Source organism: Streptomyces sp. enrichment culture, assembly GCF_964272895.1.
Lineage (GTDB): Bacteria > Actinomycetota > Actinomycetes > Streptomycetales > Streptomycetaceae > Streptomyces.
The window spans coordinates 6,604,178-6,627,052 of record NZ_OZ186832.1 but is presented as its reverse complement, the minus strand read 5'-3'; the positions used below and the strand labels follow the sequence as shown (position 1 = coordinate 6,627,052).

Annotated in this window: 17 protein-coding genes; 4 read left to right on the top strand and 13 right to left on the bottom strand. The window is 72.9% G+C overall.

Annotated features, from left to right (window positions below):
• Positions 1-29 precede the first annotated feature (29 nt).
• From ACSU6M_RS29595 to ACSU6M_RS29570, 6 genes are all read right to left on the bottom strand, one after another.
• Positions 30-3,044: an alpha-mannosidase gene (locus ACSU6M_RS29595; protein ID WP_437073773.1), complete on the bottom strand. Its 3,015-nt coding sequence runs from the start codon at positions 3,042-3,044 to the stop codon at positions 30-32.
• Positions 3,045-3,159: 115 nt separating this feature from the next.
• The gene (locus ACSU6M_RS29590; protein WP_437073771.1) at positions 3,160-5,262 is read right to left on the bottom strand and encodes an endo-beta-N-acetylglucosaminidase; all 2,103 of its coding nucleotides are present in this window, start codon (positions 5,260-5,262) and stop codon (positions 3,160-3,162) included.
• Positions 5,259-6,524 (bottom strand): glycoside hydrolase 5 family protein, encoded by a 1,266-nt coding sequence (locus ACSU6M_RS29585; protein WP_437073770.1) that lies wholly within the window; start codon positions 6,522-6,524, stop codon positions 5,259-5,261. Before ACSU6M_RS29585 ends, ACSU6M_RS29590 begins: the two co-directional genes overlap by 4 nt.
• 91 nt (positions 6,525-6,615) lie before the next feature.
• Positions 6,616-7,467: a carbohydrate ABC transporter permease gene (locus ACSU6M_RS29580; RefSeq protein ID WP_437073768.1), complete on the bottom strand. Its 852-nt coding sequence runs from the start codon at positions 7,465-7,467 to the stop codon at positions 6,616-6,618.
• Entirely contained in the window at positions 7,464-8,414 is a 951-nt protein-coding gene (locus tag ACSU6M_RS29575; protein ID WP_437073767.1) for a carbohydrate ABC transporter permease, read from the bottom strand. The genes ACSU6M_RS29580 and ACSU6M_RS29575 overlap by 4 nt, the downstream gene beginning before the upstream one ends.
• A gap of 6 nt (positions 8,415-8,420) precedes the next feature.
• Complete coding sequence (locus ACSU6M_RS29570; RefSeq protein WP_437073765.1) at positions 8,421-9,707, bottom strand: ABC transporter substrate-binding protein; 1,287 nt, start codon at positions 9,705-9,707, stop codon at positions 8,421-8,423.
• A gap of 229 nt (positions 9,708-9,936) precedes the next feature.
• On the opposite strand from ACSU6M_RS29570, the gene ACSU6M_RS29565 reads away from it, so the two are divergent.
• Both ACSU6M_RS29565 and ACSU6M_RS29560 read left to right on the top strand, forming a co-directional pair.
• On the top strand, positions 9,937-10,953 hold the full coding sequence (locus tag ACSU6M_RS29565; protein ID WP_437075406.1) for a LacI family DNA-binding transcriptional regulator: 1,017 nt from the start codon (positions 9,937-9,939) through the stop codon (positions 10,951-10,953).
• 92 nt (positions 10,954-11,045) lie between these two features.
• A complete protein-coding gene (locus tag ACSU6M_RS29560; protein ID WP_437073763.1) occupies positions 11,046-12,392 on the top strand; it encodes an amidase in 1,347 nt (448 codons plus the stop codon).
• A 91-nt stretch (positions 12,393-12,483) separates the two neighbouring features.
• On the opposite strand, the gene ACSU6M_RS29555 is transcribed toward ACSU6M_RS29560, so the two are convergent.
• Positions 12,484-12,657 (bottom strand): hypothetical protein, encoded by a 174-nt coding sequence (locus ACSU6M_RS29555; protein WP_210919683.1) that lies wholly within the window; start codon positions 12,655-12,657, stop codon positions 12,484-12,486.
• A gap of 454 nt (positions 12,658-13,111) precedes the next feature.
• Between ACSU6M_RS29555 and ACSU6M_RS29550 the strand changes: the two genes are divergently transcribed.
• Positions 13,112-13,558 carry a hypothetical protein gene (locus tag ACSU6M_RS29550; protein WP_437073762.1) on the top strand — a complete coding sequence of 149 codons (447 nt, stop codon included), beginning with the start codon at positions 13,112-13,114 and terminating at the stop codon, positions 13,556-13,558.
• Between the two features lie 97 nt (positions 13,559-13,655).
• On the opposite strand, the gene ACSU6M_RS29545 is transcribed toward ACSU6M_RS29550, so the two are convergent.
• The 5 genes from ACSU6M_RS29545 to ACSU6M_RS29525 form a co-directional block, all read right to left on the bottom strand.
• Positions 13,656-15,149 (bottom strand): SDR family NAD(P)-dependent oxidoreductase, encoded by a 1,494-nt coding sequence (locus tag ACSU6M_RS29545; protein WP_437073760.1) that lies wholly within the window; start codon positions 15,147-15,149, stop codon positions 13,656-13,658.
• Between the two features lie 253 nt (positions 15,150-15,402).
• Positions 15,403-16,743, bottom strand: coding sequence for a wax ester/triacylglycerol synthase family O-acyltransferase (locus tag ACSU6M_RS29540; protein WP_437073758.1), 1,341 nt, complete (start codon positions 16,741-16,743; stop codon positions 15,403-15,405).
• Between the two features lie 144 nt (positions 16,744-16,887).
• Entirely contained in the window at positions 16,888-18,108 is a 1,221-nt protein-coding gene (gene glgC, locus ACSU6M_RS29535) for a glucose-1-phosphate adenylyltransferase (protein WP_437073757.1), read from the bottom strand.
• Between the two features lie 50 nt (positions 18,109-18,158).
• Positions 18,159-19,322, bottom strand: coding sequence for a glycogen synthase (gene glgA, locus ACSU6M_RS29530; RefSeq protein WP_437073755.1), 1,164 nt, complete (start codon positions 19,320-19,322; stop codon positions 18,159-18,161).
• A gap of 37 nt (positions 19,323-19,359) precedes the next feature.
• The gene (locus ACSU6M_RS29525; RefSeq protein WP_437073753.1) at positions 19,360-20,121 is read right to left on the bottom strand and encodes a (2Fe-2S)-binding protein; all 762 of its coding nucleotides are present in this window, start codon (positions 20,119-20,121) and stop codon (positions 19,360-19,362) included.
• Between the two features lie 227 nt (positions 20,122-20,348).
• On the opposite strand from ACSU6M_RS29525, the gene ACSU6M_RS29520 reads away from it, so the two are divergent.
• The gene (locus tag ACSU6M_RS29520; RefSeq protein WP_437073752.1) at positions 20,349-21,470 is read left to right on the top strand and encodes a DMT family transporter; all 1,122 of its coding nucleotides are present in this window, start codon (positions 20,349-20,351) and stop codon (positions 21,468-21,470) included.
• On the opposite strand, the gene ACSU6M_RS29515 is transcribed toward ACSU6M_RS29520, so the two are convergent.
• Positions 21,460-22,755 (bottom strand): transglycosylase family protein, encoded by a 1,296-nt coding sequence (locus tag ACSU6M_RS29515; RefSeq protein ID WP_437073750.1) that lies wholly within the window; start codon positions 22,753-22,755, stop codon positions 21,460-21,462. The genes ACSU6M_RS29520 and ACSU6M_RS29515 overlap by 11 nt on opposite strands.
• Positions 22,756-22,875 lie beyond the last annotated feature (120 nt).

Genomic DNA, 22,875 nt, shown 5'->3' with positions numbered 1-22,875 from the left:
CCCGTTGCTCCGGCCGGCCGCGCCCGCCGTCAGCCCCTGCCCAGCCGCAGCGTGACCAGCTGGAACGGGCGCAGACTCACGGTGATCCGACCGCCCTCGGTCCGAGGGGCGGGGGCCTGGGCCAGCGGGCGTTCCAGCAGGTCGGTGACCTGTGCCCGCGCGAAGGCGAAGCCGGGCGTGAGGGTGGCGCGGCAGCGGCCGCCGTGGGACTCGTGGAAGCGGACGATCACATCACCGCTGCCGTCGTCCGCGAGCTTCACCGCCGTGACGACCACCGCGTCCTGATCGACCGTGACCAGCGGGGCCACCTCGTCCGCGCCGGTCAGTCGCCGCTCTGGCAGGTTCACCCGCCAGCCCTCGCGGACCGCGTCGGCGATGTCCGCGCCGGGCACCAGGGCGTGCCGGAAGCGGTGGACGCCCTGGTCGGTCTCGGGGTCGGGGAAGCGGGGGGCGCGCAGCAGGGACACCCGGACCGTGGTCGTCGTACCCAGGTTGCCGTCGGTGCGGACCGCGCGGGTCACATCGTGGCCGTACGTCGAGTCGTTGACGATCGCCACGCCCCAGCCGGGCTCGGCGACATGCACGAACCGGTGGTTGCACGCCTCGAACTTGGCGGCCTCCCAGCTGGTGTTGGTGTGCGTGGGCCGGAAGAAGTGCCCGAACTGCGTCTCGGACGCGTACCGTTCGGCGTGCACGTCGAGCGGGAAGGCCAGCTTGAGGAACTTCTCCGTCTCGTGCCAGTCGACCTCGGTGTCCAGCACCAGCCGCCGCTCCCCCGCCGCCAGGGACAGCAGCTGGGTGACGCGGGAGGCGCCGAAGGACCGTACGATCCGGACGCCGGCGTCGGTGGGGGTGACCTCGTCGGCGTCGGTGAGGTCGGTGACCGTGTTGCGGTAGAACTTGTCGACGTCCCAGGCGTCCCACATGTTGGGGAAGTCGGCGTGGAGCTGGAGCAGGTTCGCGGCGGCGCCGGGGGCGATCGTCTCGCGGTCCCCCTCCACGTCGTACGCCGAGACGACGAGGCCCCGGTCGTCGATCTCGACCCGGAGCAGGCCGTTGTCCAGGACGAACCCGCCGTCCGGGCGGGGCGAGGGCCTGACGGAGGCCGTGTCCTTCGGCGTGCCGGCGCCACCCGCCGCGACGCCCTTGACGCTGTGCGGCGCCGAGTTGAACAGCAGCTCCCGCGTGCCCTCGCCCGCCAGCGCGCGCTGGGCCGCGTCGATGACACCGGTCAGTTCCTCGGCCACCCGTGCGTAGGTCTGCCGGGCCTCGCGGTGGACCCAGGCGATGGAGGAGCCGGGCAGGATGTCGTGGAACTGGTGGAGCAGGACCGTCTTCCAGATGCGGTCCAACTCCTCGTAGGGGTAGGGGAATCCGGTGCGCACGGCTGCCGTGGCCGCCCACAGTTCGGCCTCGCGCAGCAGGTGCTCGCTGCGCCGGTTGCCCTGCTTGGTCTGGGCCTGGCTGGTGAGGGTGGCGCGGTGGAGTTCGAGGTAGAGCTCGCCGACCCAGACGGGCGGTTCGGGGTACTCGGCCTCGGCCTTGGCGAAGAAGTCGGCGGGCGTCTCCCAGGTGACGGTCGCGGAGCCCTCCAGGTCCCGCAGGCGGGCGGCCTTAGCGACCATCTCGCGGGTGGTGCCACCGCCTCCGTCGCCCCAGCCGGTGGGGGCGAGGGAGTGGCGGGCGACGCCCTTGTCCTTGAAGTTGCGGGCGGCGTGGGCGATCTCGCTGCCCTTCATGGAGCAGTTGTAGGTGTCGACGGGCGGGAAGTGGGTGAAGATCCGGGTGCCGTCGATGCCCTCCCACTGGAAGGTGTGGTGCGGGAACCTGTTCGTCTGCGACCAGGAGATCTTCTGTGTCAGCAGCCGCTTGGAGCCGGCCGCCTTGATGATCTGCGGCAGCCCGGCGGCGAAGCCGAAGGTGTCGGGCAGCCATGCCTCGTCGTTCTCGATGCCGAACTCGTCGAGGAAGAAGCGCTTGCCGTGCACGAACTGCCGGGCCATCGCCTCCGAGCCGGGCATATTGGTGTCCGACTCCACCCACATGCCCCCGGCCGGCACGAACCGCCCCTCGGCCACGGCCTTCTTCACCCGCGCCCACACCTCGGGCCGGTGGTCGCGCACCCACGCCCACTGCTGGGCCTGGGACATGGCGAAGACGAAGTCCGGCTCGTCCTCCAGCAGGGCGGTCATGTTGGCCGTCGTCCGCGCCACCTTGCGGACCGTTTCGCGCAGGGGCCACAGCCACGCCGAGTCGATATGGGCGTGCCCGACGGCGCTGATGCGGTGGGCGGACGGGGCGGCGGGGGCGGCCAGGGCGGGTCGCAGCAGGGAACGCGCCTGCCGGGCGGTGGAGTTGACGTCCTGGAGGTCGACGGCGTCCAGCGCCCGCTCCACCGCCCGCAGGATGTCGTGGCGCCGCGCCGAGTCCGCCGGCAGCTCGGCCATCAGCTCGCCGAGCACCTCCAGGTCCATCACCAGCTCCCACACCGTCTCGTCGAGCACGGCGAGGTCCATGCGGGTGAGGGTGTACTGGGGGTCGCTGCCGGCGGTGTCCTTGTCACCGAGCAGGGTGGGGCGGAAGGGGTGGTAGTCCAGGATGACGGGGTTGGAGGCGGCCTCGATGTGCAGCCGCACCTCCTCGCCGCCCTCGACAGGCGCCCCGATCCGCACCCACTGGTTGCGCGGGTTGAGGCCCTTCACGGGGGTGCCGTCGGGCCGGTAGACCAGGCCCTCGCACTGGAAGCCGGGCATGTTCTCGTCGAAGCCGAGGTCCAGGATCGCCTCGACGGTCCGGCCGGCCCAGGCCACGGGGACGGTGCCCGTGACCCGGAACCAGCTGGTGCCCCAGGGAGCACCCCACCGGGCGCCCACCTCGATCGGCGCGGGCTCGGCCGCCAGCCCCTCGGCGACCGGGACCGGCTCGCCGGGGGCGTGCCAGACGGCCACCTCCAGCGGTACGGACTCGGGGTACACGGCGGGACGGATGCGTTCGTCGAGGACACGCCTCAGCCGGGCCTCGACGAGAGTGCGGTCGTCATGCATGTGGGGTGCTCCGTGGGTTCGTCCGGTGGGACTGCGGTGTCGGGTGCTACCGGGGCGGGTGGTCGGGTGCTACCGGGGCGGTTGGTCGGGTGCTACCAGGGCGGGTGGTCGGGTGCTACCAGGGGTGGATGACGGTGACGGGGGCCGACGAGGTGTAGAGCTCCCCCACCGCGCGCAGTTCGAACCGCGCCGCCCGCTCGCCCTGCTCCCGCTGCTGCCCGCGCAGGAAGTAGGCGCGCTGGCAGGTGCCGCCCAGGAAGCGGCGGGTGCCGTCGGGCAGGAGGCGGTGCACGGTGTGGTGCCGCACCGCTGCGGGCGCCGGGTTCCAGGCCAGGCGCAGGTCACCGCCGGAGGCGGCGGTGATCCGGAAGCCGGTGGGCGCGGCGGGGGCCTGGGCCGAGGCGGTGCGGACGGCGAGCCCGCCGAGGCGCCAGCGGACGGGGCCGGAGCCGGGTGCCGTGGGCGTGAGACGGACACCGAGGGCGTGGATCGTGTCCGTGGCGACGAGTTCTGTGAGCCGCACGGTCGAGGTGCGCCAGGTGTTGACCGAGTTCACAGGGAAGTAGGTGTACGGCGGTGTCGCCCCCGGCATGGCCGGCTCGGCGGTGGCGACGGCCAACTCGACGTTCACCGCCCCCTCGTCGATCCGGTCGGTCAGCTCGACAATGGTGTGAACCCCGTCAACAGCCCCCGGCAGCCGTGTCGCATACACATCCAGCACGACCGGCGCGTCCAGTTCACCCGTGACCAGCACGCTGCTCCCGCCACACCACGCGTCGTCGAAAGCGAAGTTCACAGCCGGCCGCCCACCGCTGCCGCCCTCGGTGTGTACGGCCCACCGCCGGGACGGCAACCGGTCCTGCAGCCCGAGGTGGTTCCAGGGCACGTCCGACGTCACCCGCCCCCGCTCGTACCACCGCAGCCCGTGCCCGGTGTTGAACACGCTCGCGAAGGGCACCGATGTCACCGTCGACCGGTCGGCCACCACGACCGCCGGTGCCCGCCACGGGTCGCCGGCGTCCGGCCGGGACGGGTCCAGCGAGCGCCCGGTCCAGAAGCGGTCGTCGGCGGCGTGGAAGTCACCCGGCGCCCGGCGGTCCGCCGGGAGGTGGTGGCGCGTCCACTCGGGCCGGTAGAAGCCGAGGGAGACGACGTCCGGGGACCGGGCGGGGACGATGGCGTCCCAGTCGACGGTGGAGTTCCAGCCGTTGGCCTCCACGTCGACGCCCGCCCACAGCTCGTACCGGCTGCGTCCCAGCCGCTCGGCCCGCTGCCCCGAGGAGGCGAGTCGCGAGGCCGTCCAGCGGAAGTCGACGAACATGTCGTCGGCGGCGAGGAAGAACGGCTCGTTCTGCGAGGTGAGCCCGCCCTGCCAGCTGACCGTGCCGTCGACCGTCATCGCGTCGTACCAGGTCACCCGCTGTCCGCGCGCCGCCGCCAGCGACTTCAGCTCGCGCAGGAAGCCGAGCATGGCCGCGCCGAGCGCCGCGTCCCCGCCGCCGGTCTCGGCGTTGACGAACCAGCCGTCGAAGCCGTACGCGGCCGCGACCTCCACCAGGCGCGCGGCCAGCGGATACCGGCCGGCGGCGTCCTTCTGGACCAGGTCGCGGGTCCAGCGCAGCTGTCCGCCGTAGGCGACCGGTGGCAGGAAGACGTTGCCGAGGACGCGGACCCCGTGCCGGTGGGCGGCGTCGACGACGGGCGCGTTGGGGGCGAGGATCAGGCCCTCGCCGGAGGAGCCGCCCCAGAAGACGAGTTCGTCGAGGTACGCCCAGTGGGTGAGGGCGTAGTAGTCGGCGGTGGCCGAGCCCTGGGAGGGGTTGGCGGACGTCGGCCCGAAGGACACGAGCGACTGGATGCGGGCCTGGCCGTCGCGGGCGGTGGCGTTGGCCGGGGCGGGGGTGAACCGTGCGGCCAGAGGGACGGTCGAGGCGTTGAAGGGGAGGTCGGTGTCGTCGGCGGCGCGCCAGCGCTTCAGGCTGCGCCAGGTGATGCCGGGGCCCGGGGTGCCGGCGGGCAGGGAGTCCGGGTACCAGTACGAGGCGTACGGCTGGAGGGCGGCTGCCCGCGGCTCGACGTCCGCGGAGTCCCCGCGGGTGAAGGCGTCGGTCGCGGGGTCGGCGGCGGCCGAGGCCGCCGCCGGCCACGGGAGCAGGGCGCCCGCGGCCCCGGCGGTAGCGGCGATGAGCAGCGTGCGTCTGGTGGGTTCGGCGTTCACGAGCGGGTGCCTCCTGGGAGTCCGTGGGGGGCGGGGAGTACCTGTTCGGCGGTGACGGTCTCGGTGATGCCGCGCGCGGCCAGGTGGTCCTTGTCGTCGGCGCGGGTGTCCAGGACGGTGGTGGGGCGGGCGCCGTCGGCGGTGAGCCGGAAGAAGGCGTCGAAGACGTCCCCGCCGGGTGCGCAGCGCGACCGGGCGCCCGGATCGGCGGGGACGACGAGGGCGGTCGTCCGGACCCGCGGCACGGGACTGCCCTCGCGGACGATCCGGGCGAAGGCCAGCGCCGACTCCTTGGGCTTGCGGTCGTTCGTCAACAGTCCGAGTCCGTATTCGAGTTCGGGGAAGTCCGCGAGCTCTCGGGACACGTCGTGCGAGCACCACCAGGTGATGCCCCACAGGTCGGGGCAGTCGAGCGCGTTCGCCGCGGTCGCCGCGGTGAAGGCGGCCGCGTGCTCGGGCGGGATCAGCGGGGCGGGGGCGCCGACCTCCTGGAGCCAGACGGGGCGGTGCGGGTCGACGGACCATGCCTTGGCCAGCTCGACCAAGTAGGCGGCGTGGTGCTCGGTGGGCACGGAGGTACGGCCGTGGCGCTGGGCGGTGCCGTTGAACACCCAGGAGTGCACGGCCGTGAGGGCACCTCGGCGGGCGGCCTGGGCGGGGGTGAAGGGCTGGTCGTCCTGGTACCAGGTGGCGTCGTACTCGGCGTGCAGATGGAGCCGGCCGGGGGCGCCCTCCTCGCAGGCGGCGAGCATCCGCTCCAGCCAGGCGTCGATCTGCTCGGCGCGGGCCCGGTCGGGGTCGGGGTGGGGTCCGGCCGCGAACTGGTTGATCTCGTTGCCGAGGGTCATGCCGAGGAAGTTGGGGCGGTCGGCGAGCGCGGCGGCGAGGGTGCGCAGATAGGCGGCCTGGCCCTCCACCACCTCGGGGTCGGTGAACAGATGGCGGCGGTGCCAGGTGCGGGTCCAGGCGGGCAGGAAGTCGAAGCTGCTCAAGTGGCCCTGCAGGCCGTCCACGTTGACGTCGAGGCCGCGTTCGGCGGCCGCGTCCACGAGCAGGACGAGCTGGTCGACGGCGCGGGCGCGGATCAGTGACCGGTTGGGCTGGAAGTACGGCCACAGCGGGAAGACGCGGATGTGGTCCAGGCCGAGCGCGGCGATCGAGTCGAGATCGGCGCGTACGGAGTCGAGGTCGAAGTCGAGCCAGTGGTGGAACCACCCTTCGCTGGGAGTGTAGTTGACGCCGAAGCGCACGGCAGGAGGCATGCGGTGTCCTTGGGAACGAAAGGGATGCTCGGCCCTTCACGGTGGAGCGGACGGAAGGCTCAGCGCCTCACGGCGGAACGAAGCGGAGCGCTCAGCCCTTCACCGCGCCCTCGCCGACCCCCCGGAAGAAGTACCGCTGGAGGCAGGCGAAGAGGGCGATCAGCGGGGCGACGGCGATGACGGTGCCCGCGGCGACGAGGCGTTCGTCGCCCGCGAAGGTGCCGTGCAGATAGTTGAGGCCGATGGTGAGGGTGAACTTGGACGGGTCGCTGAGCACGATCAGCGGCCAGAGGAAGTCGTCCCAGGCACCCATGAAGGCGAAGATCGCGACGACGGCGAGGGTTCCCTTCACCGAGGGCAGGGCGATCCGCAGGAACCGCTGCCAGACGTTGGCGCCGTCGACGAAGGCCGCTTCCTCGATCTCGTAGGGCAGGTTGAGGAAGGCGTTGCGCATCAGCAGCACGTTCATCGCTCCGATGCAGCCCGGCAGCACCACACCGATCAGGGTGTTGTTGAGGCCGAGGTCCCGCATGGTCGTGAACTGGGCGATGATGATGCCCTCCACGGGCACGAGCATCGCCAGCATGAAGGCGAGCGTGGCCACGCGGCGGCCCCGGTAGCGCAGCCGGGCCAGGGCGTAGCCGGCGAGGGCCGCGCCGACGCAGTTGGTGACGACGTTGGCGGTGGCGACCTTGAGGGAGTTCAGGGCGTAGTCCCAGACGGGGATGGTGTCGGCGACGCGTTCGTAGTTCCGCAGCGTCGGATCCGCGGGCACGAAGCTCGGCGGGGAGCTGTAGATGTCCTCGGTCGGTCCCTTGAGGGACGTCGACAGCTGCCAGAGGAACGGCCCGACGGTCAGGGCGAGTACGGCGAGCAGCAGCAGGTACCGCAGGGCCAGTTCCCCGACGCGTAGGCGACGGCCGTGCTCGTCGGTGACGCTCATGTCCCCTCCCTCCGGTCGGCGCGCAGGACCAGCAGCATCAGGGCGACGGTGACGACGAAGACCACGACGGAGAGCGCGGAGGCGTAGCCGACCCGGCCGGTCAGGCCGGTGCCGGTGCGCTGGACGAGCATCACCAGGGTGGTGTCCTCGCCGGCCGGTCCGCCGCTGGGGCCGGCCATCAGATAGACCTCGGAGAACACCTTGAACGCGGCGACCGAGGACAGTGCCCCGACCAGCACCATGGTGGAGCGGACGGCGGGGACGGTGACGCTGAGGAAGCGGCGCACCGCGCCGGCGCCGTCCACGGCGGCGGCCTCGTGGAGCTCGCGCGGGACGTTGCCCAGGGCCGCCAGGTAGATGATCATGTAGTAGCCGAGGCCCTTCCAGACGGTCACGGTCATGGCGCTGAGCAGCAGCAGCCACTGGTCGCTGAGGAAGCCGACCCGGCCGACGCCGACGGTCTCCAGGACCGCGTTGACCAGGCCGCGTTCGTCCAGCAGCCACACCCAGATCAGGCCCACCACGACGATCGAGGCGACCACCGGGGTGTAGAAGGCGGACCGGAAGAAGGCGATGCCGGGGATGTTCTTCTGCACCAGCAGCGCGAGCAACAGCGGCAGGATCACCAGCGCGGGGACGACTCCGAGGACGTAGAGGGTGCTGTTGCGCAGGCCGATCCAGAACATGTCGTCGTGGAGCATCTCGCGGAAGTTGGCGAGGCCGACGAACTCTCCGGGGACCAGGGTGCGCCGGTCGGTGAAGGCGTTCGCCAGCGTGGAGAGGAACGGGTACAGCACGAAGGCGCCGGCGATCACGAGTCCGGGCGCGGCGAACAGCCAGGGGCTGGTGGGCAGTTGGCGCCGCACCGGGCGCCGCCCACCCGGCTCCGCGGGCCGTGCCGCACCCTTGGCCACCGGCCGTTCCCGGATGGCGGTCGATCGGGTCATACCGGCTCAGCCCTGCTGCCGGAGAAGCCGGTCGCAGGCTTTGACAGCGTTGTCAAGAGCCTCTTCGGGACTCTCCTTGCCCTGGAGCGCGCGGGCGACGGCGTTGCGCAGCTCGGTCTTCATCTGCTCGCTGAACAGCACGGGCGTGTAATTGACGGCCGTCTTCAGCGACTTGGCGGCGGCCACCCGCACCCGGGTCTCGTCGGTGCCGTCCTCCTTGGTGAAGTAGGGGTCGTCGAGGGAGCCGGCGGTGCTGGGGAAGATCGCGACCTGCCGGGCGAAGGACATCTGGTGCTGGGCGTCGGTGACGAAGCGCGCGAAGGCGACGGCGGCGGGGGTGCGCTTGGTCTGCGCGTTGACCATGACACCCATGACGTACATGTTGGCGTGGCCGGTGCTGGTGATCTGGTCGGTGATGCCGATGTTCTCGTACAGGCTCGGTGCCTGCTTCTTGAAGTTGCCGAGGTCGAGGGCGCTGCCGGGGTTCATGGCGACGGCCTGGGTGAGGAACTTCTTGCCGGACGACTCGGGGGTGGCGGTGAGCGCCTGCGGGTCGAGGGCCTTGGCGTCGTAGAGCTCCTTGTACCGGGTGAGGAGTTCGACGCCCTTGGGGTCGTTGAAGGTGAAGCCGGTACCGTCGTCGTTCATCAGCGGGACGCCGTAGCGGCCGAAGTCCTCGATGGTGGGGACGTTGGCGAGGGTGGCGACCTTGCCGTCGGTCCTGCGTGCCATCGTCAGGGCCGCGTCGAAGAGTTCGTCGTACGTCCTCGGCGGCCGCTCCGGGTCGAGGCCGGCCTTCTCGAAGAGGGCCTTGTTGTAGAAGAGCGGGCCGGTGTTGAGGTACCAGGGGAAGGCGTACGTCCCTGTCATGCCCGGCACCTGGTGGCCGGCCCAGGCGCCCTCCAGGTATTCCTTCCGGTACTGCCCCGCCGCCTTGTCCAGGTCGAGGGCGAGGCCCGCCTTGGCGAGCGGGGCGACCAGGTCCGGGGAGACGTTGACGACGTCGGGCAGGGTGCCGCCGGCGGCGTCGGCGCTGATCTTGTCGGCGTAGCCCTCGGCGGGCTGGTCGATCCACTTGACGTTCGTGCCGGGGTACTTCTTCTCGAAGTCGGCGATCAGGTCCTCGAAGTACGGTTTGAAGTTCGCCCGGAGATTCCAGGTCTGGAAGGTGATGTCTCCCTCGATCTTTCCGGAGGCGTCACCGGAGCCGCCGTCGTCGCCGGAGCCGCAGGCGCTCAGCGGCAGCAGGACACACAGGGCGGCAAAAGCGAAGGTTCTGCGGGACATGGGCACGGCGAACGGGTCTCCTTTGCGGCGGAGTCGGCCAATGACGCAGACCTTGCACGCCGTCCCGGAGGACCGTCAATGCATCTCACGCAGCTAATGCGTTTAGTGGCCGACATTGGCTAATGCGCATTAGGTTGACGGAGCTGAACCGCATTAGCGCATACTGTCCCGGCGACCGCCGCGGAAAGGGGGAGACAGCGTGCAGGGCAAGCGTTCACCGGCCCGTCGGCCGACGATGAAGGACATCGCACGGCATGCCGGCGTCTCCCAGAGCGCCGTCTCCTTCGCGCTCAACGGGCGCCCGGGAGTCTCGGAGGACACCCGCGACCGGGTGCGCCGGGTCGCCGAGCAGCTCGGCTGGCGGCCCAGCACCGCGGCTCGCGCGCTGTCCGGCGAAGGCGCCGCCACGGTCGGCTTCGTGCTGGCGCGCCCGGCCGACACGCTCGGCGTCGACTCCTTCTTCCTGCAGCTCGTCTCGGGCATCCAGGAGGTGCTCGCCGAGCGCCATCTGGGGCTGCTGTTCCAGGTGGTGGAGGACGTGGCCGACGAGTGCGCGGTGTACCGGCGGTGGTGGGCCGAGCACCGGGTGGACGGGCTGCTGGTGGCGGACCCGCGCACCGAGGACCCGCGGCCCGGACTGCTGGCCGACCTCGGGCTGCCCGCGGTGGTGATCGGCGGCGCGCCCGACGACCGGCATCCGGGGCTGTCGACGGTCTGGGCGGACGACGCGGGGGCGATGGCCGCGGTGGTGGACGAACTGCACGGGCTCGGCCACCGGCGGATCGTGCACATCGCCGGGCTGGACGGGCTCGCCCACACCCAGCGCCGGATCCGCACCCTGCGCGCCGAGGCGGAACGGCGGGGGCTGACGGAGGTGCGGTCGGTGACGACGGACTACTCGGACGCCGCCGGCGCCGCCGTGACCCGCCGGATGCTGTCCCAGGACCCGGCTCCGACCGCGCTGATCTACGACAACGACGTGATGGCCGTCGCCGGGGTCGCCGCCGCCGCGGAGCTGGGCTTCTCCGTGCCGGGCGAGGTGTCCGTGGTGGCCTGGGAGGACTCGGCGCTGTGCCGTATGGTCCGGCCGCGGCTGTCCGCCCTGTCCCGCGACAGCGTGGAGTTCGGCCGCACGGCGGCCACCGAGCTGACCGCGCTGCTGGACGGGGGCCCGGCACGCACGGTGCGGGTGCCGGTGCCGCGGCTGATCGGACGGGAGAGCACGGGGGCCGTCCGGGCGGCGTCGACCTGATGCCCCGCACCTCTCGACGTACGGCCTCCGGTGGGGGCAGAGTTCTCCTGCGTACTCATCAGTAACCCCCTGTTCCGGGAAGAGGAGCCGCCGTGACCAGCTGGGTGGGCCGGACCGCCGTCGAGATCGCCGCCGCCGTACGGGACAAGGAGGTCACGCCCAGGGAGGTGGTGGCCGCGCATCTGGCGCGGATCGAGCGGCTGGACGGGCGGATCGGCGCCTTCCGTGCCGTACGGGCCGAGGCGGCGCTGGCCGAGGCCGACGAGGTCGGGGCCCGCGGCGATCTGGCCGAACTGCCCCTCGCGGGGGTGCCGGTGGCGGTCAAGGACAACCTCGGGGTGCGCGGCGAGTCGACCCGCGTCGGCTCGGCGGCGACACCGGACGCGCCCGCCGCCGAGGACCATGTGACGGTGGCCCGGCTGCGGGCGGCGGGCGCGGTGGTCGTAGGGCTGACCCACGTCCCCGAGCTGTGCGTCTTCGGTACCACGGAGGGGGCGTTCGGCCTCTCCCGCAACCCGTGGGACACCTCGCGCACGGCGGGCGGTTCCTCCGGGGGCAGCGCGGCCGCCGTCGCCGCCGGGTTCGCGCCGCTCGCCCTCGGCAACGACGGCATGGGGTCGTTGCGCATCCCGGCCGCCAACTGCGGGCTGGTCACCATCAAGCCGGGGCACGGGCTCGTGCCGGCCGGGATCGGTGAGGGCGACTGGTTCGGGATGTCGGAGAACGGCCCGCTGGCCACGACCGTCGAGGACGCCCGGCTGATGCTGTCGGTGCTCGCGGCCACCGACATCCCGCAGCCGCAGGAGCCGGCGGCGCCCCGCTCCGTGGCGGTCTCGGTCCGCGCTCCGCTGGCCGGGGTGGCGGTGGCGAAGCCGTACGCGGACGCCGTGCGGGAGGCGGCCGGGCTGTTGGCCAGGGCGGGTCATCGGGTGCGGCGCGCGGATCCCCCGTATCCGATGTCGCTGGGCGTCACCGCGCTCACGCACTGGACGGCGGGTACGTCGGTGGACGCACAGGGGCTCGACCAGCGGCTGCTGACCCGGCGCACCCGCGTGCACGCCGCGGTGGGCCGGCGTTTCGTGGCGGGCGCGCGGACGGGGGCGAGCCGTGCGGCGCTGCGGCGGCGGATGGAGCCGTTCTTCGCCGAGCACGATGTGCTGCTGATGCCCGCCCTGGCCCGCCGCTCCCCCAAGGCGGGGCCGTGGCACGAGCGGGGCTGGCTGCGCAACATCGCGGCGAACAGCGCCTATGCGCCGATGACGCCGCCCTGGAACCTCACGGGCTGGCCGGCGATGGCGGTGCCGTTCGGCACGCTGCCCTCGGGCGCCCCGTGCGCCGTACAACTGGTGGGGCGGCCGGGGAAGGAAGCGGAACTGCTCGACCTGGCGGGGCAGTTGGAGCGGCTGCGCCCCTGGCGGCGGACGGCTCCGCTCGACTAGGGGCTGCCGCCCGGCTCAGGTCGCGAAAGGAGCGGTCGCATCCCGCATGGGCGTGGTCCCGCACGCCCATGCGCCGACGGAGGACGGCGGTTCAGTCCACGCTGGGCAGGATGTGGGGCTCGGCGAGGTCGTCCTCGTAGCCCGCCAGGCGGATGGGGGCGGAGCGGGCCCACACATCCAGGCTGCCGATCTCCCCCGGTCGGCGGCCGGCACGGTCCGTGCGTTCCTTGGGGCGCTGGTCTCTGTTCGTCTTCTCCGGTGTCACCGCGCACTCCTTATGTGTCGGGTCACCCTCGGGCATACCGGTCAGGCTAACGCTCCGACACCTGACGCCCGCTCGGGTCTGGCTGGACTCGGCCGCGGTGGCGCCGATCTCCGGTGGGAGCACAGGCCGTTGTGCACCGGCTTGTCCCGGGACGGACCGTGGGTGTGGGTGGTACCCGCTGTGCTGTCCGTCCGAGTCAGGATAACCAAATGAGCGGGTGCCCGCTCGATCGGGCTGAAAACATCGGGTAACTATCCGAGGTCGTACGGCCTCACAGCGCGAGCGTTCCGCACCTCTTTGGTACAAGATGAACCGCTCTGCGGCCACCCGTTCAGCGCAGCAGATCGAACCTGTTTTCGATGCGTGAACGGCGTTCAGATCCCGTTGGCCCGACCGAAAGCTCGCCATGATCTGCTGACGAACCGCTACGGCTGTCTCGCGGGAGGACGGACCCATGGAGCTGCGCGGCGTCGACGAGCTGATGGACCTGCTGCGCGCGGGCCGGGGCGTGCGCGCTCCGGGCGATCGGGTCGACCTGCTCGCACACTCCCTGCAGACCGCGGCCCTGCTGCGCCGCGGCCGTCCCGCCGACAAGGAGCTCCAGATCGCGGGGCTCACGCACGACGTCGGCCGGCTGCTCCGCCCGGGTGACGGCACCGGTCACACAGGACCGGGCGCGCACGCCGTACGGACCCTCCTCGGTGACCGGGTCGCCGGTCTGGTCCGGCTTCATCGGACGGCCACGGCCGCGGACGGCCCGCTCGCCGAGGACGCGCTGGCCCTGCGCCAGGCCCATGAATCGGCGCACGTCCCCGGTCTCGACGCGGGCGTCCTGGACGACTGGCGCACCCTGCTGGAACTGGTCGCGGCCCGGCACGCGCGCCTGGGCGCGGTGGACTGACAGACCGGGCGCTGTGGACCGGCAGGCCGGGCGCGGTGGACCGACGGACCGGGCGCGGTGGACCGGCAGACCCGACGTTCCGACAGGCGCCGGCCCGTCACCACTTGCCGGGCGCGTAGTCCTTCATGAAGACGCCGTACAGGTCCTCGCCCGCCTCACCGCGCACGATCGGGTCGTAGACGCGGGCGGCGCCGTCGACCAGGTCGAGGGGCGCGTGGAAGCCCTCCTCGGCCAGGCGCAGCTTGTCGAAGTGCGGGCGCTCGTCGGTGATCCAGCCGGTGTCGACGGAGGTCATGAGGATGCCGTCGGCGTCGTACATCTCCTGGGCGCTGGTGCGGGTCACCATGTTCATCGCGGCCTTCGCGGCGTTGGTGTTCGGGTGCCCGGCGCCCTTGTAGCCGCGGTTGAACACGCCCTCCATGGCGGAGACGTTGACCACGTACGCGCGCTTGCTCGTCGCCCTGCGCGCGGCCTCGGCCATCGCCGGGCGCAGCTTGCTGATCAGGATGAACGGCGCCGTGTAGTTGCACAGCTGGGTCTCCAGGAGCTCCACCGGCGAGATCTGCTCGATGGTCTGCACCCAGGTGTTGGTCTCGACGACATCGGGCAGCAGTCCGCCCGCGTCGATGGCGGTGCCGTCGAGGTGACGCTCGATGCTGGCGTTGCCGGCGACCAGCGCGAGGTCGGCCACCTTCTGCGCGTCCAGCCCGCTGGTGCCCAGCGGCAGCGCGGCCAGTCCGTCGACCGCGCCGGAGTTGAAGGCGCCGATGACGTGGTGGGGCGGCAGCTCGCCGGCGGGCAGCGGGGCGCTCTCGCCCTCGACCAGCGCGGCGTACGCCGACGGCAGCCGGCGTACGGTCTGCGTCGCGTTGTTGATCAGGATGTCCAGCGGGCCCTGCTCGGCGACCTGGTCGGCCAGGGCGACGGCCTGGGCCGGGTCGCGCAGGTCGATGCCGACGACCTCCAGGCGGTGGATCCAGTCCGCGGAGTCGTCCATCGCCATGAAGCGGCGGATGGCGTCCTTGGGGAACCGCGTGGTGATCGTGGTGTGCGCGCCGTCGCGCAGCAGCCGCAGCGCGATGTACATGCCGATCTTGGCGCGGCCGCCGGTGAGCAGGGCGCGCTTGCCGGTGAGGTCGGCGCGGGCGTCGCGCTTGCCGCGGTTCAGGCGGGCGCAGGCCGGACAGAGCTGGTGGTAGAAGTAGTCGACCTCGACGTAGCGGGTCTTGCAGGTGTAGCAGGAGCGCGGGCGCTGGAGTATGCCCGCGATCTTGCCCTCCTCGACGCTCGACGACGGCAGGATGCCCTCGGTCTCGTCGTCGATGCGCTGGGCGGAGCCGGTGGCGGTGGCCTCGGTGACCGCCCGGTCGTGGGCGGTCTTGGCGGCCCGGCGCTCCTGCCGGCGGCGCTGCTTGACCGTGCGGTAGATGTGCGACGTGGCCCGGCGCACCTTGATCGCGTCCGGGTGGTCGACCTCCAGCTTGTCGAGCTCCTCCAGGACGCTCAGGCAGACGGCGAGCCGTTCGGGGTCGATGCCGGGTCCGTACACGACCTCGTCCGTGGTCGCCGGGCCGTCCTCTGTCACCGTCATCGCTTTTCCCTGGTTCGCGCCTGCTTTCGAACGGGGGATTCTACGGAGGTCGGGGGTGCGGTGCCAAAATCGGTCTCGCCGTGCGGGCGCGGGGTGATCTCCGGGGTGCGGGGCCGGTCGCGCGGTGCCCCGGCCCGCGGGGTGTGCGCTCAGGCGCGGTGCCCGCGTCTCGGGGTGTGCGCCCAGGCGCCGCGGTGCCCCGCGCCTCGGGGCGGGCGCTCAGGCTCGGTGCCCTGCGCCTCGGGGCAGGCGCTCACCCGTCGCACGCGATGATCAGCCTCTTCACCTCCTGCGACAGCGCCTCGGCCAGGCGGTCCACGTCCGGCACGGACTCCGCGTCGGCCACAAGGCCGTAGTGCACCCGGCCTCGGTACGTCGAGACGGCCACCGCCAGCGCGTGGCCGGGGGCCAGCGGGGCGTAGGGGTGGACCGCGGTGAGCTCGTGGCCGCCGAGGCGCAGGGGGATGCCGGGGAGCGGGACGCTCGTGACCAGGATGTCGAACCAGAGGCGGGCGGCCCGGGCGGCCAGCGGGCCGGCGAGGCGGTGGCCGAGGGCGGGGACGTGGTCGGCGAGCAGGGCGACCGCGCCCGCGCCCCGGTGCGGCCCGGCGTCCTTGTTGCGGTCCATCGCCGTGCGGACGGCGGCGAGGCGGGCGAGCGGGTCGGGGTCGCCGACGGGGAGCCGTATCAGGTAGCCGGAGAGGCGGTTGCCCTGGGGGTGGGCCGTGCGCGGGCGGCGGGTGGAGACCGGGACGAGGGCGCGGGGGGCCACGCCCTCGCTGCCGGCGCCGCGGTCGTCGAGCCAGCGGCGCAGGGCGCCCGCGACGACCGCGATCAGGACGTCGTTGACGGTGCCGCCGACGCTCTTGCGGATCCGGTGCACGTCGTCGAGGTCCACGACCGCTCCGGCGGTACGGCGGGTGCCGGACGGCTCACAGCTCAGCGCGGGCGAGGAGCGCACGTCCAGGGAGGAGACGGCGAGGGACGCGCCGATGTCCAGGGCGCGGCCCGCCTCGCCGAGGGCGCCGCGGACCAGGGCGGGCAGGCGGCGCACGGCGGGCAGCGGGCCGCGGCTCGGCTCCTGGGGGCGGCGGGGCCGGGACGGGGGCGGGCCCAGGGGGTCGAGGAGGGCGGCGGCGAGGGTGAGCGCGCGCAGCCCGTCGGCGAGGGCGTGGTGGAACTTGAAGAGGACGGCGAAGGACACGCCGTCCTCGCCGGGCAGCACATGCGCCTCCCAGGGCGGGCGCTCCCGGTCCAGCGGGCGCTGCATCAGCCGTCCGGCGGCGGCCTGGAAGCCGGCGGCCGGGGCGTGCAGGACGACATGGTCGAGGGGGTCGAAGGCGGGGTACGGCTCACGGGCCGCGCCCCCGAAGGCCGTCGGGCGCAGCAGCCGGTGCGGCTCCCACGCGTCACGGATCCGCATCCGCAGGCCGGGCACCGCGGCGGCGCGGGAGGCCAGGAGGTCGGCGGCGTGGGCGCCCGCGGTGGGGCTGTGGGCGGCGAAGACGCCGAGTGCGCCCAGGTGCATGGGGTGCTCGGGGGACTCGATGTTCCAGAAGGCCAGGTCGAGGGGTGCGAGCAGATCAGAAGTCAAGGGCTTGCCTCGGGTCGGCGGCGAGTGTGTCAGCAGTCAAACCCGTGCGGGCGATTACGGTCAAGTACGATCACGCTACGCACAGTTAACAGCTGATTAAGTCGCGTCGCCGGGCCGCCCTCCGGGTGACCGGGGCGACCCCGCTCAGCCCACCCGCTGGCCCTTGCCGAGCGCGATCACGCCGTTCCCGGAGACCGTGTACAGCTCGCCGTCCCGCTCCGGATTGACGCCGATCGTCGCGCCCGGCGGTACCTCCACGTTCTTGTCCAGCACCGCGCCCCGCACCACCGCGCCCCGCCCGATGTGCACGTTGTCGTGCAGCACCGAGCCCTGCACCACCGCGCCGGGGTCGACCACGACGCCCGGCGACAGCACGGACCGGGTGACCTGGCCCCGTATCAGGCAGCCGGCGCTGATGATCGACTCGCCGGCGATGCCGCCCGCGTTGAACCGGGCCGGCGAGAGCTGGTAGGAGTGCGTGTAGATGGGCCAGCTGCGGTTGTACAGGTTGAACGCCGGGCGCTCGGCGATCAGGTCCATATGGGCGTCGTAGTACGCGTCGAGGGTCCCCACGTCCCGCCAGTAGCCCTGGTCGCGGGCGGTCTCGCCGGGCACGTGGTTGTCGCCGAAGTCGTACAGCTGGGCCTCGCCGCGGTGGGTGAGCTGGGGCAGGATCGAGCCGCCCATGTCGTGCACGGAGGACTGGTCCTCGGCGTCCCGCTGGAGCGCCTCGATCAGCGCCTTGGTGGTGAAGATGTAGTTGCCCATGGAGGCGAACACGCAGTCCGGGGCGTCGGGCAGGCCGGGCGGGTCGTGCGGCTTCTCCAGGAACCGCTCGACGGTACGGCCGTCCGCGCCGGGTGTGATCACACCGAACGCCGGCGCCTGCGCCCGCGGCACCCGGATCCCGGCCACCGTCACGCCGGCACCGGACTCGATGTGCCGGGCGAGCATCTGGCGCGGGTCCATCCGGTACACATGGTCGGCCCCGAACACCGCGACGTACTCGGGCTGTTCGTCGTGCACCAGGTTCAGCGACTGCAGGATCGCGTCCGCGCTGCCCAGGTACCAGCGCGGGCCGAGCCGCTGCTGGGCGGGCACCGGGGTGACGTAGTTGCCCAGCAGGCTCGACATCCGCCAGGTGGTGGTGATGTGCCGGTCCAGCGAGTGCGACTTGTACTGCGTCAGCACGCAGATCCGCAGGATGTCGGCGTTGACCAGGTTGGACAGCACGAAGTCGACGAGGCGGTACGTGCCGCCGAAGGTCACCGCGGGTTTGGCGCGGTCCGCGGTCAGCGGCATCAGCCGCTTGCCCTCGCCGCCCGCCAGCACGATCCCGAGAACAGAAGGCCCACCACGACGCATGGCCGCTCCCCTCACGTGAATGCCCCATGCCTGCCCCCGCACGGGAGGGGCTAAGCCTGGCCGAGGACGTCCGCGTACAGCGCCGCCGTGCGCCGCGCGATCGCGTCCCAGCCGAACTCCCCCACCGCACGCGCCCGTCCGGCCTCCCCCATCCGCCGGGCGGCCACCGGATCGGCCAGTACGCGGTCCAGCGCGCGGGTCAGTCCCGCCTCGAAGTCCGCGTCGGCGTCGACCAGCAGCCCCGTCTCCCCGTCCACGACGACCTCGGGGATCCCGCCGACCCGCGAGGCGACGACCGGCGTGCCGCAGGCCATCGCCTCCAGGTTGACGATCCCCAGCGGCTCGTACACCGACGGGCAGACGAACACGGCCGCGTGGGTGAGGAGTTGGACGACCTCGGGGCGCGGCAGCATCTTCGGGATCCAGTGCACGCCGTCGCGGACGCGGCTCAACTCCTCGTGCAGTTCCCGGAACTCGCGGTCGATCTCCGGGGTGTCGGGCGCGCCCGCGCACAGCACCACCTGGGCGGCGGGGTCGATGTCCCGAACCGCGCGCAGCAGCTGGGGCACGCCCTTCTGCCGGGTGATACGGCCGACGAACAGCACGTACGGGCGGGCCGGATCGAGACCGACGCGCCGCAGGGCGTCGGTGGCGGGGTCGGGGCGGTAGAGCTCGGTGTCGATGCCGTTGTGCACGACGTGGACACGGGCCGCATCCAGCGCCGGGTAGCAGTCGAGGATGTCCTGACGCATGGCGGCGGAGACGGCGATCACCGCGTCCGCGGACTCGACCGCGGTGCGCTCCGCCCAGCTCGACAGGGCGTAGCCGCCACCCAGTTGCTCCGCCTTCCAGGGGCGCAGCGGCTCCAGCGAGTGGGCGGTCAGCACATGCGGGACGCCGTACAGCGTCTTGGCGAGGTGGCCGGCGAGGTTGGCGTACCACGTGTGGGAGTGGACCAGTTCGCGGCCCTCCAGCGCGGCCACCATGGCGAGGTCCACGGAGAAGGTGCGCAGCGCGTCGTTGGCGCCGTCCAGCGCGGACCAGGGGCGGTGGCGTACGACGCCGTGCCCTCTCTCCCGCTGGGACGCCTCGCCCCAGCAGTGCACCTCCAGATCGACCAGGGGCCGCAACTCGCGGGCCAGGAACTCGACATGGACGCCCGCACCGCCGTACACGTCCGGCGGGAACTCCCGCGTCAGCAGTCCCACACGCACAGGAACCCCCAGTTCTCCGCATCCGGCTCCCTCATGGTCACCCAGGCGCGGCGCCCGGGGAAGAGCGCGGGGGGCTGGTGAAGCAGCAGTCGCCGCACACCCCGCCGCCCGGCACCCGGTAGTAGAGGCAGCAGCTGCGCCGCCGGAAGGCGGTCCCGCCGAGGGTGCCCGCGCCGGTCAGCGAGGGGTGCCCGAGCAGGTCGGCGGCCAGGGCGCGCGCCCGTTCACCGGTCTCCGGGCGGCCGGCGGCCCCGGCCCAGCGGACGATCTCGCGGGCGGCTCCGGCCAGCGCGGACGCGGCGTTGCCCCGCAGCAGTCCCGGTGCGAGGCGGTAGCGGGCGCGCAGTGCCGCGGCCAGCGGCTGGAGGTGGGCGCCGAGGACCGCCTCCCCGAGGGCGGCCGCGTCGGCGGGGCCGGAGTCCACCCCGGCCAGCCACAGGTCGTCCGGCGCGCCGCCGTCGGGGTCCCAGTGCACCCGGCGCGGGTCGAGGTCGGGGAGCCTGCCGCAGCGGGCGGCGCAGCCCAGGGCGATCGACCAGAGGCGGGCGGCGAGGCCCAGGTGGGCGACGGAGGCGGCGACGCGTGGCTCGGGTGCGCGCAGGGCGGCGGCGACCTTGCGGACCCGGAAACCCAGTGGATCCTCGGGGTCGTCCGGTGTGACGATTGCGTAGGCGCGGTCCAGGGTCGGCAGGGGGCGGGGCGGGGGTCCAGCCGGATGTCCTGCCGGGCCGGGGAGGATGCGCACGGCGAAGAACGGGCCGAGCGGCCGCAGCGCCGCGAGATCAGGGTCGAGGTCCACGAACAGCAGTAGTACCAAGCCCCCTAGGGGGTGGGACTTCAGGGTGTCCGAAGCGCGTGCCCACCCTGGGGAGGACGGCACCACCTGCGTACTCCATCGGCAGTAGGAGCCATTGAGTGCTCAGGGACGACGACGGGAACATCGGAAAGGGGGATCGTGTTGTCCATGGAAGCCGATGGTTCGCCTCGTAGGGCCGCACCGCCCCGCCTCACGCAGAGGAGCAGCCGATGAGCGCCCTCGCGTTGTCCGTGCTTCTGTCGTTCGTGTCCGCGGTCGCGTACGCGGGCGGGGCGATCGTGCAGGAGCGGGTGGCGGAGAGCTCGCCCGGCGAGGAGTACGCGCCGCTGCGCCGGCCCGGCTGGTGGGCGGCGGTGGGTCTCAACGGCCTCGGCGGACTGCTGCACGTGGTGGCTCTGGCGTTCGGTCCGCTCAGCCTGGTGCAGCCGCTGGGTGCCCTCACCATCGTGTTCGCGCTGCCGATGGCGGCGCTGTTCGTGGGCCGCAGGGCCGGTGCCACCGCCTGGCGGGGCGCGGTCATGGCGACGGTGGGTCTGGCCGGTCTGCTGTCCCTGGTCGGCGCCTCCGACAGCCAGTCGCTCAGTTCGCCGCAGCGCGTCGGCGTCTTCGTCGTCACCGGTGCGGTGGTCGCCGCCCTGATGGCCGCGGGCCGGGCCGCGCACCGGCATCCCGCGGTGCGCGCGATGATCCTGGCCACCGCCTCCGGTATCGCCTTCGGCATGTCGTCGGTGTTCACCAAGACCGTCGCGGTCGACTGGACCGGCGGTGTGGCGCTGTCGGACGCCCCGTCGCTGGCCGCCATCGGTGTGCTCGCCACGGCCGGTCTGCTGCTGTCGCAGGCCGCCTACCGGGGCGCCGGTCTGGCGGCTCCGCTGGCCACCCTGACCGTGGTCAACCCGGTGGTGGCGGCCGCGGTGGGCATCACGATGTTCGGTGAGACGTTCCGCTACGGCGCCACGGGCACCGCGCTGGCCCTGGGCTGCGGTGTGGTGGCGGCGGGCGGTCTGATCCTGCTGACCACCGAGCGCATCTCCCGCACCGGGACGGCCGCGGCGCCGGAGCCCGTGGTCGTGGCGCAGCGGACGGCCGCCGAGAGCGCCGACGCCCTGGTGGCGTCGGTGGAGCCGGTCGTCGTCCCCCGGCGGGCCGCCCTGGAGGGGCCCGTGCCCGTGCTCGCCCAGCGGGCACCGGTCGCGCCGCCGGCCGCCCTCCCCGACGAGCCGGCGGCCGACCAGCAGTACGGCCCGTTCCTTCCGGCCTGCGCCGCCTTCGCCCTGCCCTGCGCACCGCTGCCGTACCTCGACCGGCACCGCATGCGCGTCAAATCCTGACGCCCCCGGCGCGCAGATAGGCGACCGGGTCGATGTCCGAACCGAACTCGGGCCCCGTCCGCACCTCGAAGTGCAGATGCGGGCCCGTGCTGTTGCCGGTGGACCCCGACCGCCCGATGCGCTGCCCCGCGGCCACGCCCTGGCCGGCCTTGACGCTGATCGCCGAGAGATGGGCGTACTGCGAGTAGCGGCCGTCGTCGTGCCGCAGGACGACCTGATAGCCGTACGACCCGGCCCATCCGGCGCTGACCACCCGGCCCGCGCCGATCGCCTTGACGGAGGTGCCGGTGGGCACGGGGAAGTCGACGCCCGTGTGGTAGCCCTTCGACCAGGAGGAACCGGCCTGGTGGTACGGCGTGCCGATGGCCGCGTCGACGGGGGCGACGCGGGACGCGCCGACGCGGTTCTGGGAACGCTCGGTGGAGCGTGAGGGCGTGCGCCGCTCCTGCTGCTGGGCGCTGCCCTTCCTCTCGGGTGCGGCGCGCTCCGGGCGCTTGTGCTCGGGCGTGGCCCGCTCGGGCTGCTTCTTCTGCGGAGCGGTGCGCTCCGGGCGCTTCTGCTCGGGGAGGCTTCGCTCGGGCCGCTTCTGCTGCGGGACGCCGGTCGCGGGCCGCTTCTTGTCCGGGGCGGCCGGTGGGCGGGCGCGCTCGCCGTCCAGGGTCAGCCGCTGGCCGGGCAGGATCAGGTCGGGGTCGGGGCCGACGACGGCGCGGTTGGCGTCGTAGAGGCGCTGCCAGCCGCCGCGTACGTGCTCACGGTCCGCGATGCCCGACAGGGTGTCGCCGCGGACGACGGTGTACATCTCGGCGCGGCCGGCACGGGACTGGGGCGTGGTCTGCGGCAGCACATCGCGCAGGTCGCCGGAGCGGTCCGCGGCGCGCAGCGGGTGCGGGTCGGGGCTCTCGCCGCCGCGGGTCAGCCCCGCCCGCTCCGAGCAGACCGGCCAGGCACCCGGCCCCTGTCCGTCGAGCACCTTCTCCGCGACGGCGATCTGCTGCTCGCGGGTGGCGAGGTCGGCGCGCGGCGCGTACGCGGTGCCGCCGTACGCCTCCCAGGTGGACTGGGTGAACTGCAGGCCGCCGTAGTGGCCGTTGCCGGTGTTGATGTTCCAGTCGTGGCCCGACTCGCAGGCGGCGACCTTCTCCCAGGTCTCCGCGTCGGCCGCCTGGGCGGCACCCGCGCCGACCAGGGGGAGGGCCATTCCGGCTCCGCTCGCCGTGACGGTGAGTGAGGCGCGATTGATCCTGTTCGGCTGATACCGGCGGTGCCGGCCGCGTACGGCCATGAGGTGCCCCCTAGCAAGCGTCAGGAGGGCCAAAAGTAAAGGTGCCGAACAGGCCATGACAAGACAGCAATCGGTCGTGCGGTCACTGCAAGTGGCCGGGATCGTCCCCCTGTTGGGGGG

Excerpts from the sequence above, each read along its gene's own strand:
- ACSU6M_RS29595 (WP_437073773.1), bottom strand. The coding sequence starts at position 3,044 with ATGCATGACGACCGCACTCTCGTCGAGGCCCGGCTGAGGCGTGTCCTC.
- ACSU6M_RS29585 (WP_437073770.1), bottom strand. The coding sequence starts at position 6,524 with ATGCCTCCTGCCGTGCGCTTCGGCGTCAACTACACTCCCAGCGAAGGG.
- ACSU6M_RS29580 (WP_437073768.1), bottom strand. The coding sequence starts at position 7,467 with ATGAGCGTCACCGACGAGCACGGCCGTCGCCTACGCGTCGGGGAACTG.
- ACSU6M_RS29575 (WP_437073767.1), bottom strand. The coding sequence starts at position 8,414 with ATGACCCGATCGACCGCCATCCGGGAACGGCCGGTGGCCAAGGGTGCG.
- ACSU6M_RS29565 (WP_437075406.1), top strand. The coding sequence starts at position 9,937 with ATGAAGGACATCGCACGGCATGCCGGCGTCTCCCAGAGCGCCGTCTCC.
- ACSU6M_RS29550 (WP_437073762.1), top strand. The coding sequence starts at position 13,112 with ATGGAGCTGCGCGGCGTCGACGAGCTGATGGACCTGCTGCGCGCGGGC.
- ACSU6M_RS29545 (WP_437073760.1), bottom strand. The coding sequence starts at position 15,149 with ATGACGGTGACAGAGGACGGCCCGGCGACCACGGACGAGGTCGTGTAC.
- glgC (WP_437073757.1), bottom strand. The coding sequence starts at position 18,108 with ATGCGTCGTGGTGGGCCTTCTGTTCTCGGGATCGTGCTGGCGGGCGGC.
- ACSU6M_RS29520 (WP_437073752.1), top strand. The coding sequence starts at position 20,349 with ATGAGCGCCCTCGCGTTGTCCGTGCTTCTGTCGTTCGTGTCCGCGGTC.
- ACSU6M_RS29515 (WP_437073750.1), bottom strand. The coding sequence starts at position 22,755 with ATGGCCGTACGCGGCCGGCACCGCCGGTATCAGCCGAACAGGATCAAT.